Raw genomic sequence first — 14,465 nt, forward strand, 5'->3', positions numbered from 1 at the left:
GTTCGCCTCGTTTTTTTGTTCCTCATTGATGCGTGTTAAACACCGATTTGTTTGTTGATAAAACACTCTTTTTGCCGTTTTTGCAGACTAATTGCGCGTGAAGTGTGCAAACGATAAAAGTGCAGGAAAAATTGTTTGACTTATAAGTCCCAGAAAGTAATATGTGCGCCACGCAGCGACGAAGAGCTTTTAACGAGTTCTCCGAAGCACTCGCAAGAGGCGTTTGGTGAGGTGGCCGAGAGGCTGAAGGCGCTCCCCTGCTAAGGGAGTATGCGGTCAAAAGCTGCATCCGGGGTTCGAATCCCCGCCTCACCGCCATTTGCATCCGTAGCTCAGCTGGATAGAGTACTCGGCTACGAACCGAGCGGTCGGAGGTTCGAATCCTCCCGGATGCACCATATTCTCTTTTACTTTCAGTAATGAAAGTATGAGTGAGCGATACGGCTTTAGCAGCGGTATCAAAAATCTGCAGTAAAGTAAGTTTCCCTGATGCATCCGTAGCTCAGCTGGATAGAGTACTCGGCTACGAACCGAGCGGTCGGAGGTTCGAATCCTCCCGGATGCACCATCTTCTCAGAAATAACAATCGGTTTGTTGTTTCATGGTCTGCGATAACATCGTAGATACCAGGGAGGATAACGTTGCTTTAGCAACGACCCACAGGGCGAGGCGCAGCCGAGTAATCCTCCCGGATGTACCATCTCTTACTTGATATGGCTTTTGTGGCGATATCAATATCAGCAGTAAAATAAGTTCCCTGATGCATCCGTAGCTCAGCTGGATAGAGTACTCGGCTACGAACCGAGCGGTCGGAGGTTCGAATCCTCCCGGATGCACCATCTCTTATTTGATACGGCTTTTGTGGCGATATCAATATCAGCAGTAAAATAAGTTCCCTGATGCATCCGTAGCTCAGCTGGATAGAGTACTCGGCTACGAACCGAGCGGTCGGAGGTTCGAATCCTCCCGGATGCACCATCTTCTCGGAAATAACAGTCAATGTGTTGTTTCATGGTCTGCGGACATACCGCAAGTACCAGGGAGGATAACGTTGCTTTAGCTACGGCCCGCAGGGCGAACACCAGTGAGTCATCCTCCCGGATGCACCATCTTCTGCAAAACACTTCGTTTCTTCGCACAAACACTTCTTTCCTTCACACACTGAACAATCCTCACTATCTCCATCAGCGACAAAATCAATCAATTACGATAAAGTAACGTCTGGTCATTAGGCTGGTGAGAACGCAATGTACGAACGTTATGCGGGTTTGATTTTTGATATGGATGGCACCCTCCTGGATACTGAACCGACGCACCGTAAGGCGTGGCGTGAAGTATTAGGACGCTACGGCCTGCGTTTTGACCTTCAGGCAATGGTAGCACTCAACGGTTCTCCAACCTGGCGCATTGCTCAGTCGATCATTGAACTCAATCATGCCGATCTTGACCCCCATTCGCTGGCGCGAGAAAAAACCGATACGGTAAAAAGCATGCTGCTGGACAGCGTCGAACCGTTGCCTTTAGTTGAGGTGGTGAAGGCCTGGTATGGTCGTCGCCCGATGTCAGTAGGAACCGGTAGTGAAAGCACCATCGCTGAAGCGTTGTTGGCTCATCTGGACTTACGTCGCTATTTTGATGCGGTCGTCGCGGCTGATCATGTTCAGCATCACAAACCCGCGCCTGATACGTTCTTGCTGTGCGCGGAACGCATGGGCGTGATTCCAGCGCAATGTGTGGTGTTTGAAGATGCTGATTTTGGTCTGCAGGCGGCACGTGCGGCGGGAATGGATGCTGTGGACGTTCGATTATTGTGAGTGATGGACTGTCGCTCCTGTCACTGTTTGCCAGTAGTTTTCTCAGCGCCACGCTATTGCCCGGAAATTCAGAAGTTGTTTTAGCTGCGATGTTAGTTTCCGGGGTAAGTCATCCCTGGGTCTTAGTCTTAACAGCAACAATGGGTAATAGCCTTGGAGGGTTAACTAACGTTATCCTTGGGCGTTTCTTCCCGTTACGTAAAACGTCGCGCTGGCAAGAAAAAGCCACGGGCTGGCTTAAGCGTTATGGAGCAGTCACACTGCTATTAAGCTGGATGCCGGTCGTGGGGGATTTACTGTGCTTACTGGCGGGATGGATGCGCATCTCATGGGGGCCAGTGCTCTTTTTTTTATGTCTTGGTAAAACGTTGCGCTATGTTGTGGTCGCAGCGGCTACTCTTCAGGGCATGATGTGGTGGCACTAATTGTAGATAGACACACATGGTCACCATTACAATTATGCTAAATAAAACGATTTTGACAGGCGGGAGGTCAATTTGATCCCGGACGTATCACAGGCGTTGGCCTGGCTGGAAAAGCATCCTCAGGCATTGAAGGGGATTCAGCGCGGGCTAGAGCGCGAAACACTGCGCGTTAATGCTGATGGCACATTAGCAACGACGGGTCATCCAGAGGCGTTAGGCTCTGCGCTGACGCATAAATGGATAACGACCGACTTTGCTGAAGCGCTGCTGGAGTTTATCACTCCGGTCGATGGCGATATTCAACATATGCTGACATTGATGCGCGATCTGCATCGTTTCACGGCCAGAAACCTGGGCGATGAACGGATGTGGCCGCTGAGCATGCCTTGCTATATTGCCGAAGGGCAGGATATCGAACTGGCGCAGTATGGCACTTCTAACATCGGCCGTCTGAAGACGCTGTATCGCGAAGGGCTGAAGAATCGTTACGGCGCGTTGATGCAAACCATCTCTGGCGTGCATTACAACTTCTCGCTGCCGATGGCGTTCTGGCAGGCGAAGTGTGGCGTAACGGAAGGCGAAGATGCGAAAGAAAAAATCTCCGCCGGTTATTTCCGTCTGATTCGTAACTATTACCGTTTTGGTTGGGTGATCCCGTACCTGTTTGGCGCGTCCCCGGCGATTTGCTCTTCGTTCCTGCAAGGAAAACCGACCACGCTGCCGTTTGAGAAAACGGACTGCGGCATGTACTACCTGCCGTATGCAACGTCTCTGCGCTTAAGCGACCTCGGTTATACCAATAAGTCGCAAAGCAATCTCGGTATTACGTTTAACGATCTGCATGAGTATGTGGCAGGATTAAAGCGCGCGATCAAAACGCCTTCCGAGGAGTATGCGGAGATTGGCCTGGAGAAAGACGGCAAGCGCCTGCAAATTAACAACAACGTTCTGCAGATTGAAAACGAACTCTATGCGCCAATTCGTCCGAAGCGTGTAACGCGTAGCGGTGAATCGCCGTCAGATGCGCTTTTGCGCGGCGGTATTGAGTACATAGAGGTGCGTTCGCTGGATATTAACCCGTTCTCGCCGATTGGCGTGGACGAGCAGCAGGTGCGTTTCCTTGATCTGTTTATGGTCTGGTGCGTATTGGCGGATGCGCCGGAAATGAGCAGCGACGAACTCCTGTGTACGCGTACTAACTGGAATCGGGTGATTCTGGAAGGACGTAAGCCAGGCCTGACGTTAGGTATTGGCTGTCAAACGGCGCAGTTCCCGCTGCCGAAAGTCGGTAAAGACTTGTTCCGTGATCTAAAACGCGTGGCACAAACGCTGGACAGCATCCACGGCGGAGAGGAATATCAGAACGTCTGCGATGAACTGGTCGCCTGCTTCGATAATCCGGAACTGACGTTCTCGGCACGCATCCTGCGGTCTATGATTGACACAGGAATTGGTGGAACAGGCAAAGCGCTGGGCGAGGCCTATCGTAATTTGCTGCGTGAAGAGTCGCTGGAAGTATTGCAGGAGCAGGACTTTATTGCTGAACGCGAGGCATCGAAACGTCGTCAGCAGGATGTTGAAGCGGCGGATACCGAGTCGTTTGCAGAATGGCTGGAAAAGCACGCCTGACAGAAAAGAAAAAGGCCACTCGGGAGTGGCCAAAATTTCATCTCTGAAAACAGGGATGATGATAACAAATGCGCGTCTTTCATATACTCAGACTCGCCCCGGAACAAAGAGTTCAGTTTATTTTTAAAATAATTATCGGAGGTGGCTAAATGCCGTTGTTAGATAGCTTCACTGTCGATCATACCCGGATGGAAGCACCTGCAGTCCGGGTCGCGAAAACGATGAACACCCCGCATGGCGACGCCATTACCGTGTTTGATCTGCGTTTCTGCATCCCAAACAAAGAAGTGATGCCGGAAAAGGGCATTCACACGCTGGAGCACCTGTTTGCGGGCTTTATGCGTAATCACCTTAACGGTAACGGCGTTGAGATCATCGACATCTCCCCGATGGGCTGCCGTACAGGTTTCTATATGAGCCTGATTGGTACGCCGGACGAGCAGCGCGTGGCGGATGCCTGGAAAGCAGCGATGGCGGATGTGCTGAAAGTGCAGGATCAAAACCAGATCCCGGAACTGAACGTCTACCAGTGCGGTACGTATCAGATGCACTCGCTGAGCGAAGCGCAGGAGATTGCGCGTCATATTCTGGAGCGCGATGTTCGCGTGAACAGCAATGAAGAGCTGGCGCTGCCAAAAGATAAGCTGCAGGAACTGCATATCTAGTTGCTGTGCCGGATGGCGATGCTGACGCATCTTATCCGGCCTACAATGAGAAATGTCCTCGTAGGTCGGGTAAGCGAAGCCGCCACCCGACACAAAAAAAAGCCAGTTCAAAAGAACTGGCTTTTTTACTAGTGCGCACCGCCGCCGCCGCCCGCACCAAAGGGCGGTTTGGCGAACCAGACCAGTCCGAGCAACACCAGAAATATCCCCGCCGACATCCAGAAAATTTCATTGGCAGAGATAATCAACCCCTGGCTGGTTATCTGCTGGGCGAGCCAGCCAGACGCCTGCTGTTCGGTCATGCCCAGCCCCTGGAGCTGATCGTACATGGCCCTTGCATTGGGGTTATACGGATTCACCGCCTCGGTTAACTGTGCATGGTGCATGGACTCGCGGCTGGTCCACATGGTGGTCGTAATGGAAGTACCAATGGAACCCGCCAGCGTTCGCGTAAAGTTCGACAAACTCGACGCCGCCGCCAGACGCTCAGGCGGTAAGCCGGAGAGGGTGATCGTTGTCAGTGGCATAAAGAAGCAGGCCACAGCGAAACCCTGAATAAACTGCGGCCAGGCCGATGCGCCGAAATCCATGCCCGGCTCGAACGTGTATGCGCGCCAGTAGAAGCAGACGGCGTACATAATAAAGCTGAACGTGACCAGCCTGCGCATATCCAGCTTGTGCGCGAAGCGTCCGATAATGGGCGACAGGATCACCGGAATAATCCCCACTGGCGCAGAGGCCAGACCTGCCCACGTCGCGGTATAGCCATACACTTCCTGCAACAGCTGCGGCAGCAGGACGATAGCGCCGAAGTAGAGCATATAGGCCAGACTGATACACAGACACCCTATGGTGAAGTTTCGCGACTTAAACAGCGAGAGATCGACAATGGGGTTATCGTCCGTCAACTCCCAGACAATCAGGAAGCTGATGGCGACCACGGCGACCACGGTCAGAATGATAATCTCCTGCGAGGCGAACCAGTCCAGCTCTTTGCCGCGGTCGAGCATAATCTGTAGGCTGCCGATCCCGACCACCAACAGCGCGAGGCCGATGGCGTCAATCCGCCGCTGCTCGGTGCGGGTTTCCCGTCCGCGCAGGGTTTGCAGCGTCATCAATACGACCACCGCACCGATAGGCACGTTGATGAAGAAGATCCAGCCCCAGTGGTAGTTATCGCTGATATAGCCGCCGAGAATCGGGCCGCAAATCGGGGCGACAATCACCGTCATCGACCATAACGCCAGGGCGATAGAGCGCTTGGCGGGCGGATAGTTATTCAGCAACAGGCTCTGCGAAAGCGGAATTAATGGCCCGGCAACAATCCCCTGTATCACACGAAAGAAGATCAGCATATTGAGGCTGTTGGAGACGCCGCAGGCCCACGACGCAATGACAAAGGCGACGGTGGACCACATGAACAGCTTCACTTCGCCAACGCGTTTCGCCAGCCATCCGGTGATCGGAATCGAAATGGCGTTTGCCACCCCGAATGAGGTGATCACCCATGTTCCCTGGCTCAATGAAGAGCCAAGGTTCCCGGCGATAGTTGGGATCGCCACGTTAGCAATGGTGGAGTCCAGAACCTGCATGAACGTTGCCATCGACAACGCGATCGTCATAATGACGAGCTGTGCGCCTTCCAGCGGTTTTTGCTGTTGCATCACACGCACCTCAGGATTAACCCGCGTTGGCCAGGACTATCTCTTCGATCAGCTTATTGACCGGAGCGAGACTGATTTCTCGGGCATCGCTTTCAGAAACGGGCGTTGTGCGCACCTGGCTTGCCAACACCTGCCCATCGCGATTTGAGGTATCTACCGTCACTAATGTCGATAAACCAATACGCAGAGGATGTTGCGCCAGTTGCTGCGCATCCAGTTCAATACGGACTGGCAGACGCTGTACAACTTTGATCCAGTTGCCGGTGGCATTTTGCGCAGGGAGCAGCGAGAAGGCGCTGCCTGTTCCCATATCGAGACCGACGACTTTCCCGGTATATTTCACGTCATCGCCGTAAATATCGCTGATGACGGTAGCCGGTTGGCCAATGCGCATATGCGCCAGCTGAGTCTCTTTAAAGTTTGCATCGACCCACAGATTGTTCGCCGGAACGACCGCCATCAGCGGTGTGGTCGGGCTAATCTGGGCGCCTGGCTGAACGGCGCGGCGAGACACGTATCCTGTCATCGGGCTGACAATTTTCGTACGTTCCAGCGCCAGCCATGCATTGCGGACTTCCGTCGCCGCTTGTTGCACGGCAGGCTGATCTTCCAGCCGACTACCGAGGATCATGGCCTGATTAGCGTTATATTGTTGAATCGCGACGTCAAGTTGCGCCTGGGCGCTGGCGACAGCATCACGCGCGTGTTGCAGCTCTTCGCGGCCAATCAGGTTGGCGTTACCCAGCGGAACACGACGATTAAAGTCACTTTGTGCCTGGGCCAGCGCGGTTTTCTGCACTTCAATGCTCGCCTGCAACTGCTTGCTGTTGATCATTAACTGGTGTGTTTGACGCACGCTGGAGGCTAATGCTGTTTTGGCTTTTTCAAACGCCTGTTTGGCATCGGTCTGATCGAGCGTGACCAGCACATCGCCTTTTTTGACAAAGTCAGTATTATCAGCCCAGACTTTGGTCACGCTGCCTGATACCTGAGCCATGATTTGCACCTGGTTCCCTGCCACGTACGCATCATCAGTCTCTTCGGCATGACGCAATACTAAAAACCAATAAATCCCATATGCCACGGCAATAATAATAAAGAGCAAGGTGAGAAGGATAAGCATACTTTTACGTTTGCCATTCTTCTTAACCGGTTGCTGCGGGGTTTGAGTCTCCGCATTTGCGCTCATGTTGTTCTCCACGATCTTATTTCTCACATCGGCTGAGCCGACCTGTTTGTCAGAAAGGCCAGCAGTGTCACGTGCTGGCCTGTCAGTTTTTTTCTTTTATAAATCTGGATTTTTGAGCGTGTCGACGCGTTAGCGTAGTGCCTCAAGAACGGCACCGTCCTTATCCATCTGATCGAGACGGGTCAGGAGCTTACGCGTGATGTGCTCAAGCTGATCTTTTTCGGCGGTGCTGAGTGATGACCAGAGCTGATGCAGGCAGTGGTGCTGAGGTGGGAGAACCTCACGCAAAAAATCATGCCCCTTTTCAGTCAATTGCAGGTGCAGACAACGACGATCGTTATCGCTTTCACGACGTTCGATCCAGCCGCGTTTTTCTAACTCATCCGCGATTCGTGTTGCGTTAGTACGGGACGAACCGAGTGCACAACTCAGTTCCGATGGCTGAATACTGTGGTTTTCCTGAGACTCCAGCGTAATCAACGCCATAAACAACGTCTCGTTAATCCCTTGAGCTTTCAGCATTTTATTGCGGTTTTCCAGCAACTTACCCTGCATATGCATGCAAAGACGGGTCAGAAGAATTTCCTGATATGGGAAATCTTCGTAGCGGCTGGCGCGAAATTTTAGCATTTGTTCAATGGGCGTAAACGAACTATCCATTTGGGCATGACCTCATTAATTTCAGCCGATATAGTAACGACAGTGACAAATAAAGTAAATGTATTATTAAATTAAAACGATTCTTGCTGGTTATAAAATCGCCAGTATTTTCCGGGCTAATCCGTAGTCCGGAAAACGCAACGATGCGGGGAGCGAGCAAACAACGAATAAGCAGTACGGGAGGCATGAAACCTGACATGACCCCAGCGGGGGGAAACCCCCGACGGGTAAACGTAAAAGCGAACGGGTTACCGCTGATGACTATCGGTACGCTGTCTTCACATCCCTCAGCGATCGTCGCCGGACTGGGATCAGACAGGTGGGCAGGGCTTTCCATAGGATTATATGATTCGTCACCGATGTTAAATAATCAGGATAAATAATTCCTATAACCTTAACAGACTGGGGGGCACCTTAACACCCTAAGGAGCCCAAACAGGCATAAACGCTTAGCGTCTGCTTAATTTACGGCTTCTTGTCGATGAAAACCTCGCCACCAGACCAGAAGGTTAAGTGCGGCAACGGTCGTCCCCGCCAGACAAACGCCAGTCCACCCTGCATGTTGCCAGGCGGATGCGGACACCAGTGAACCGGCAGCGCCGCCGATAAAATAGCTGGTCATGTAACCCGCCGTCAGACGGTTACGCGCATCCGGGTGAATGCGATAGATAACCGTTTGGTTGGTGATGTGTACGCCCTGAACCGTCAGATCCAGCACCAGAATACCGACAATCAGCGCCAGCACGGAGGTGTGTCCATACCAGATTGCCAGCCAGGAGAGCAGCAACAGCAACAGGCCGATGGTGGTCGTAAGATGGGATTTTCCTTTATCGGCAAAACCACCTGCAGGCCGTGCGCCCAACGCACCTGCGGCACCTGCCAGACCAAACAGGCCAATCATCCCTTCGGAATAGTTAAACGGCGGTGCGGCAAGCAAAAAGGCCATTGAGGTCCAGAGGATGCTGAAGTTGGCAAAGGTCAGGCATCCTAACAGTGCGCGGGTGCGCAGCAGTTTGTCGTGGAGAAACAGGCTGAATACGGAACCCAGCAGTTGCGGATAGTTGAGATGGGTTTCCGGTTTCATCTTCGGCAGTCCACGCCACAGCGCGATAGCCATCAGCGCCATCAACACGGAGGCGACCCAGAACACGGTTCGCCAGCCGCCGAGATTCGCGAGCAATCCGGCGACGGTTCGCGCCAGTAAAATCCCCAGCAGCAGACCGCTCATGATAGTGCCGACCACCTTACCGCGCTTATCCGGCGTGGCGAGGGTGGCGGCCAGAGGAACCAAAATTTGGGCGACGACCGAGAACAATCCGGTGAGCGCCGTCCCCAGGATCATCATGGCAAGCGACTGGCTGCTGGCGGTGATCAGCATGCCGCCTGCCGCCAGCAGTGTCATTGAGACAATCAGCGTCCGGCGTTCAAACATGTCGCCCAGCGGAACCAGAAACAATAATCCGGCCGCATAGCCCAGCTGTGCGGCTGTGACGATAAATCCGGCGGAGCTGGCCGAAAGCGAGAACGTGCGGGCGATGGTGTCGAGCAGCGGCTGCGCGTAATAGTTGCTGGCGACCGCCAGACCGGTGGCGACAGACATCAGGACAATCAGCGCCGGACTCAGTGGATGGGTGGGGTTATTCATTGTTATCAGTATGTTTTGATTGAGTGACAACAATCATAACGAATGAAAATGAATTCAGGTGATGGATTGTGCGGTTTAGCGGGGGAGGTGAAATGTGCCTGATGGCGTCTTGCCATCAGGCATAAAGCTTACATTACTTCTGAGCGGCCAACGCTTCTTTCACCCAGCCGTCAAATTGCTGCTGGTGAGCTTTGATCCAGCCGTCAACATGACCCTGAATATCACCTTCGGAAGCCTTACCTTCATGCATCATCGAGTTTTGGGCGTTGATATCCGCAACTGACAGTTTCATGACGGCAAACAGTTTCGCCGCCGCCGGGTTTTTCTCAGCCCAGGCTTTGTTGGCGACAATATGCATTGTACTCACCGGGAAGCCATAGTTCGCACCGTTCGGCAGTTTGGTGTCGATATCTTTCTGCACACCCGGCAGAGAGGAGAACGGGACCTGCAACCAGACCACATCTTTACCTGGTTTCAACACGTCGCTCACCCAGTACGGTGTCCAGGTGTAGTAAAGCACTGGCTTGCCTTCTTTAAAACGGGCGATGGTATCGGCCATCATCGCCGCATAGTTACCCTGGTTGTGGTCAACGGTTTTCGTCAGGTCATAGGCACCTAACTGATGATTAATGGCCGCTTCACAGCCCCAGCCTGGGTTACAGCCGGTTAAGTCCGCTTTACCGTCGTTGTTGCTGTCGAACAGTTTGGCGATTTTCGGGTCTTTCAATTGCGCGATATTGGTGATGTTGTATTGTTCGGCGGTTTTTTTGTCGATCAGATAACCCTGGGCGGCGCCCGTGACGAATACCCCCTCGCGATAGAACTTCTTATCGCCACCCGCAGCGGCGTACATATCATCATGCAGCGGCTGCCAGTTCACGGCAGTAAACGTGGCATCGCCAGAGGCAATGGAGGTGTAACCCACGTTGTAGTCGACTTCACTCGGTTTACTGACGGTATAACCGAGTTTTTCCAGCGCCCGGCTGACCAGCAGTGTCTGGAAGGTTTCTTCGGAAATAGTGCTTTGAATTGGCTGTACGGTGACGCCTTTGCCCGGTAGGTCAGCAGCGAAAGCGCTGGTAGATACAAGGGTGGCAAACGCTGTGGCAATGATTATTTTCTGTCGCATCGTTGTTCCTTAATTATTGGAGGGACACTGAGGCCCGGCAGGCATCGCGCTACCGGGCAACAGGTGAATTACTTGATGAAAGGGCGGGTAAAAAGCCCAACAGGACCGGTGGTATACCAGCGGCGGTTGCCACGGCTGCGCGCGTCGCGCCCCACGGCTTGTGTCAGACGATCCAGAATGATGGCGAGGATCACTATGCCCACCCCGCCGACAGTGGCCAGTCCCATATCGAGACGACCGATGCCGCGCAGAACCATCTGGCCCAGCCCGCCAACAGCAATCATGGAGGCGATCACGACCATGGAGAGCGCCAGCATCAGTGTCTGGTTGACGCCTGCCATAATGGTGGGCATTGCCAGCGGCAACTGAACTTTGAACAGCATCTGGCGAGGACTGGCGCCAAATGAGCGCGAAGCCTCAATCAGGTCCGCTGGCACCTGGTTGATCCCCAGAATGGTCAGACGCACAATCGGTGGCAGGGCGAAGATGATGGTCACCACCACGCCTGGCACATTGCCAATGCCGAATAGCATCACAATCGGCACCAGATAGACGAACGCTGGCGTGGTCTGCATCGCATCCAGCAACGGGCGGATAATCTTAGATGCCCTGGGGCTACGCGCCAGCCAAATTCCCAACGGTAACCCGATAATGACGCAGAACAGCAGCGCGGTGAGCACCAGCGCGAGCGTAATCATCGCCTGCGACCAGGCACCGATCGCGCCAATGGCAATTAGCGAGACCAGCGTGGCGATCCCCATGCCGAGGCTCGACATTTGCCAGGCGATCAGAGCAAAAAGAATAATCGCCACTGGCGCTGGCATTCCCAGCAGCAGTTGCTGGAAGGCGCTCAGGATATAATCTACCGGCACACGGATCCCCTGAAAGGCTGGGCGGAGGTGAAGTACTATCCAGTCGATCCCCTGCGTCACCCAGCTATCCAGTGGGATCAGCGTCTTATGGAAAGGATCCATAATATTAAAATGTTCCGGCGCTGGCGCAGGCGCGCTGTTCAGCCAGTCTGCACCGCCGCTGTTGGCAGGCGCGCTGCCCCAGGCATCTGCCGATTGTGCGGTGTTCTCTGTTGCCGGTGCGATATCCCACGGATTGTTTTGATCAGCCATTATTTGCCCCCTCGCGATCTAAAGCCTGTAACAGCATGCGTTTTGAAATGATGCCGACATACTGTTGTTCCTCGTCGACGACCGGTACTGCACAGGGCGCCTGACCAACATGAGAAAGCAATTCGCTGAGTGGGGTTTGCGCATCTACGGCTAATGGCTGTTCGATCAATGCCGCTTCCATGCCTTGCGCCTGACTTAATGCCGATTTTAAGGAGTCAATTGACACCACGCCGACATACTTATTTCCGCGTTCAATGACGTAGCCGAATTCGCGGTCTTCATCCTGTAATAATTTCAGCGCAGAACGTGGACCGAACCCTGGGGTTTTACGAATTAATCCCACGGGACTACGGCGGGCAATATCTTTCGCGCTGAACACCTGGCTAATATCAACGCCACGGAAGAAGGTGCGGACATAATCATTCGCCGGATTATTCAGAATCTCATCCGGTGTCCCGACCTGTACGACTTCGCCATTTTGCATAATGGCAATACGATCGCCAATACGCATCGCTTCATCCAGATCGTGGGAAATAAAGACCACGGTTCGTTGATGTTTCGCTTGCAGTTTTACCAGTTCATCCTGCATCTCAGTACGAATTAACGGATCGAGGGCCGAGAAGGCTTCATCCATTAATAAGATGTCAGGATTGATGGCTAATGCGCGGGCGAGACCGACACGCTGACGCATGCCCCCGGAAAGTTCATCCGGGTAGCCGTGAGCATAATTCTCCAGCCCAACCTGGCGTAACGCATCGAGCGCTTTTTCCCGACGTTCATTCGCAGCAATACCGGCTAATTCCATGCCGAATGCTGTATTGTCCAGCACCGTCATGTGCGGCATTAATGCAAATGACTGGAACACCATCGCAATCTTTTTTCTGCGCACCTCGCGAAGTTCTGCATCGGATATTTTTGCAATATCGACACCGTCAATCAGAACTTGCCCGCGGGTGGGTTCAATCAGGCGATTGAGAAGGCGTACCATTGTGGATTTACCCGAACCGGATAATCCCATGATGACAAATATCTCGCCTTCTTCAATGGCCAGACTGGCGTCTTTAACGCCAAGCGATAGCCCCGTTTTATCCAGAATTTGCTCTTTCGAAAGTCCTTTTTCAATATATTTGAAAGCTCGCTGTGGATGCTCACCAAATATCTTATAGAGATTTTTAACTTCTAATTTAATTGCCATGCAATAGATTGTTTCCTGTTATTTATATATGTCAATATGTTACCTGATAGAAATAGTCACCTTTTTCTACCCTAACATACTGAGAATCTGAGACAACCCTGAATTTGTTAATGATGTTAATGCAATGGAATGCTATTCGGCAGGATTTCCCGTGATATAAGGGCTGAGCGCCAATGATGATGTGACGATATTTTTTGTAAGGGGCATTTGAAATGCGCCTGAATTGTCAGTATTCAGGCGGATAAGACGGAAGATAATGAGTGTAGATCACACAATAATAATTGAATGACAAAAATGTGATCGCGTTAAAAATATTAACGCAAATATCAGCGCGATATTTACGTCAATAGCCATTATCAGAAACTCCAGTCTTCGTCTTTGGTTTCTACCGCTTTGCCCATGACATAGGATGATCCCGACCCAGAAAAGAAATCATGATTTTCATCGGCATTGGGCGACAGCGCGGCAAGGATTGCCGGATTAACGTCGGCCATTTCTGCCGGAAACAACGTGTCATATCCCAGGTTCATTAAGGCCTTATTGGCGTTGTAGCAAAGGAAGGCGTTGACCTCCTCGACCCAGCCGGTTTCTGCGTATAATTCTTGCGTATAGCGGACTTCGTTGTCATACAGTTCCATCAGCAGTTCAAGGGCAAAATCCTTCAGCGATTCACGTTCCGATTCTGAGAGTTTCTCCAGCCCTTTTTGGTACTTGTAACCGATGTAATAGCCGTGGACCGCTTCATCACGGATGATCAGGCGGATCAAATCGGCGGTGTTGGTCAGTTTGCCGCGGCTGGAAAAATACATCGGGAGCCAGAAGCCGGAGTAAAACAGAAATGATTCGAGAAATACGCTGGCAATTTTCTTCTTCAGCGGTTCCTCGCACGCGTAACAGGTCAGGATAATGTCTGCTTTACGCTGTAACGGTTCGTTGCGCTCACTCCAGGCATAGGCGGCGTCGACGTCTTTGGTCTGACAAAGCGTCGAGAAGATAGAACTGTACGAACGGGCATGTACGGCTTCCATAAAGCTGATGTTCGACAGCACCGCTTCTTCATGCGGGGTCAATGAATCCGCCATCAACGAGGGCGCACCCGCGATATTCTGAATGGTGTCGAGCAAGGTTAAGCCGGTGAAGACGCGAATAGTCAGTTGTTGTTCAACGGCGCTCAGTGATTGCCAGGCTGGCGTATCGTTAGACAGCGGCACCTTCTCGGGCAACCAAAAGTTGCTGGTCAGGCGATTCCACACTTCCAGGTCTTTATCGTCCTGGATCTGGTTCCAGTTGATGGCGCTGATACGTGATAGTTTCACTTCGATCTCC

General features: G+C 52.5%; 12 protein-coding genes and 5 tRNA genes. 9 read left to right on the plus strand and 8 right to left on the minus strand.

All coding sequences use genetic code 11. The annotated features are described in order from the left end of the window. Positions 1–225: 225 nt before the first annotated feature. The 9 genes from JM656_RS04935 (at position 226) to luxS (ending at position 4,533) form a co-directional block, all read left to right on the plus strand. Positions 226–318 (plus strand) — tRNA-Ser (locus JM656_RS04935). Between the two features lie 3 nt (positions 319–321). Next, positions 322–398, plus strand: a tRNA-Arg gene (locus JM656_RS04940). Positions 399–491: 93 nt separating this feature from the next. Continuing rightward, positions 492–568 (plus strand) — tRNA-Arg (locus tag JM656_RS04945). 194 nt (positions 569–762) lie between these two features. After that, positions 763–839 (plus strand) — tRNA-Arg (locus tag JM656_RS04950). Between the two features lie 62 nt (positions 840–901). After that, positions 902–978, plus strand: a tRNA-Arg gene (locus JM656_RS04955). 269 nt (positions 979–1,247) lie between these two features. Next, positions 1,248–1,814, plus strand: a complete 567-nt coding sequence (gene yqaB, locus JM656_RS04960) for a fructose-1-phosphate/6-phosphogluconate phosphatase (RefSeq protein ID WP_203360260.1) — start codon at positions 1,248–1,250, stop codon at positions 1,812–1,814. Further along, positions 1,811–2,239 carry a YqaA family protein gene (locus JM656_RS04965; protein ID WP_192613202.1) on the plus strand — a complete coding sequence of 143 codons (429 nt, stop codon included), beginning with the start codon at positions 1,811–1,813 and terminating at the stop codon, positions 2,237–2,239. The genes yqaB and JM656_RS04965 overlap by 4 nt, the downstream gene beginning before the upstream one ends. Before the next feature lie 72 nt (positions 2,240–2,311). Beyond that, entirely contained in the window at positions 2,312–3,868 is a 1,557-nt protein-coding gene (gene gshA, locus JM656_RS04970) for a glutamate--cysteine ligase (protein WP_203360261.1), read from the plus strand. Between the two features lie 149 nt (positions 3,869–4,017). After that, positions 4,018–4,533, plus strand: coding sequence for an S-ribosylhomocysteine lyase (luxS, locus tag JM656_RS04975; RefSeq protein WP_192613200.1), 516 nt, complete (start codon positions 4,018–4,020; stop codon positions 4,531–4,533). 128 nt (positions 4,534–4,661) lie between these two features. On the opposite strand, the gene emrB is transcribed toward luxS, so the two are convergent. From emrB to nrdF, 8 genes are all read right to left on the minus strand, one after another. Next, the gene (gene emrB / locus JM656_RS04980; protein ID WP_203360262.1) at positions 4,662–6,197 is read right to left on the minus strand and encodes a multidrug efflux MFS transporter permease subunit EmrB; all 1,536 of its coding nucleotides are present in this window, start codon (positions 6,195–6,197) and stop codon (positions 4,662–4,664) included. Between the two features lie 16 nt (positions 6,198–6,213). Continuing rightward, a complete protein-coding gene (emrA, locus tag JM656_RS04985; protein ID WP_203360263.1) occupies positions 6,214–7,386 on the minus strand; it encodes a multidrug efflux MFS transporter periplasmic adaptor subunit EmrA in 1,173 nt (390 codons plus the stop codon). A gap of 129 nt (positions 7,387–7,515) precedes the next feature. Beyond that, positions 7,516–8,046, minus strand: coding sequence for a transcriptional repressor MprA (mprA, locus tag JM656_RS04990; RefSeq protein ID WP_203360264.1), 531 nt, complete (start codon positions 8,044–8,046; stop codon positions 7,516–7,518). Between the two features lie 460 nt (positions 8,047–8,506). After that, positions 8,507–9,691 carry an MFS transporter gene (locus JM656_RS04995; protein WP_203360265.1) on the minus strand — a complete coding sequence of 395 codons (1,185 nt, stop codon included), beginning with the start codon at positions 9,689–9,691 and terminating at the stop codon, positions 8,507–8,509. Between the two features lie 133 nt (positions 9,692–9,824). Next, on the minus strand, positions 9,825–10,820 hold the full coding sequence (proX, locus tag JM656_RS05000; protein ID WP_203360266.1) for a glycine betaine/L-proline ABC transporter substrate-binding protein ProX: 996 nt from the start codon (positions 10,818–10,820) through the stop codon (positions 9,825–9,827). A 68-nt stretch (positions 10,821–10,888) separates the two neighbouring features. Then, on the minus strand, positions 10,889–11,944 hold the full coding sequence (gene proW / locus JM656_RS05005; protein WP_203360267.1) for a glycine betaine/L-proline ABC transporter permease ProW: 1,056 nt from the start codon (positions 11,942–11,944) through the stop codon (positions 10,889–10,891). Beyond that, complete coding sequence (gene proV, locus JM656_RS05010; RefSeq protein ID WP_203360268.1) at positions 11,937–13,139, minus strand: glycine betaine/L-proline ABC transporter ATP-binding protein ProV; 1,203 nt, start codon at positions 13,137–13,139, stop codon at positions 11,937–11,939. Before proV ends, proW begins: the two co-directional genes overlap by 8 nt. 356 nt (positions 13,140–13,495) lie before the next feature. Continuing rightward, positions 13,496–14,455, minus strand: a complete 960-nt coding sequence (gene nrdF, locus JM656_RS05015; RefSeq protein WP_203360269.1) for a class 1b ribonucleoside-diphosphate reductase subunit beta — start codon at positions 14,453–14,455, stop codon at positions 13,496–13,498. Between the last annotated feature and the right edge of the window lie 10 nt (positions 14,456–14,465).

The organism is Citrobacter sp. R56 (assembly GCF_016811995.1).
GTDB classification, from domain to species: domain Bacteria; phylum Pseudomonadota; class Gammaproteobacteria; order Enterobacterales; family Enterobacteriaceae; genus Citrobacter_D; species Citrobacter_D enshiensis.

Bases quoted from the DNA above. Each gene is read 5' to 3' on its own strand.
- yqaB (WP_203360260.1), top strand. From the start codon at position 1,248: ATGTACGAACGTTATGCGGGTTTGATTTTTGATATGGATGGCACCCTC.
- luxS (WP_192613200.1), top strand. From the start codon at position 4,018: ATGCCGTTGTTAGATAGCTTCACTGTCGATCATACCCGGATGGAAGCA.
- emrB (WP_203360262.1), bottom strand. From the start codon at position 6,197: ATGCAACAGCAAAAACCGCTGGAAGGCGCACAGCTCGTCATTATGACG.
- emrA (WP_203360263.1), bottom strand. From the start codon at position 7,386: ATGAGCGCAAATGCGGAGACTCAAACCCCGCAGCAACCGGTTAAGAAG.
- mprA (WP_203360264.1), bottom strand. From the start codon at position 8,046: ATGGATAGTTCGTTTACGCCCATTGAACAAATGCTAAAATTTCGCGCC.
- JM656_RS04995 (WP_203360265.1), bottom strand. From the start codon at position 9,691: ATGAATAACCCCACCCATCCACTGAGTCCGGCGCTGATTGTCCTGATG.
- proX (WP_203360266.1), bottom strand. From the start codon at position 10,820: ATGCGACAGAAAATAATCATTGCCACAGCGTTTGCCACCCTTGTATCT.
- proW (WP_203360267.1), bottom strand. From the start codon at position 11,944: ATGGCTGATCAAAACAATCCGTGGGATATCGCACCGGCAACAGAGAAC.
- proV (WP_203360268.1), bottom strand. From the start codon at position 13,139: ATGGCAATTAAATTAGAAGTTAAAAATCTCTATAAGATATTTGGTGAG.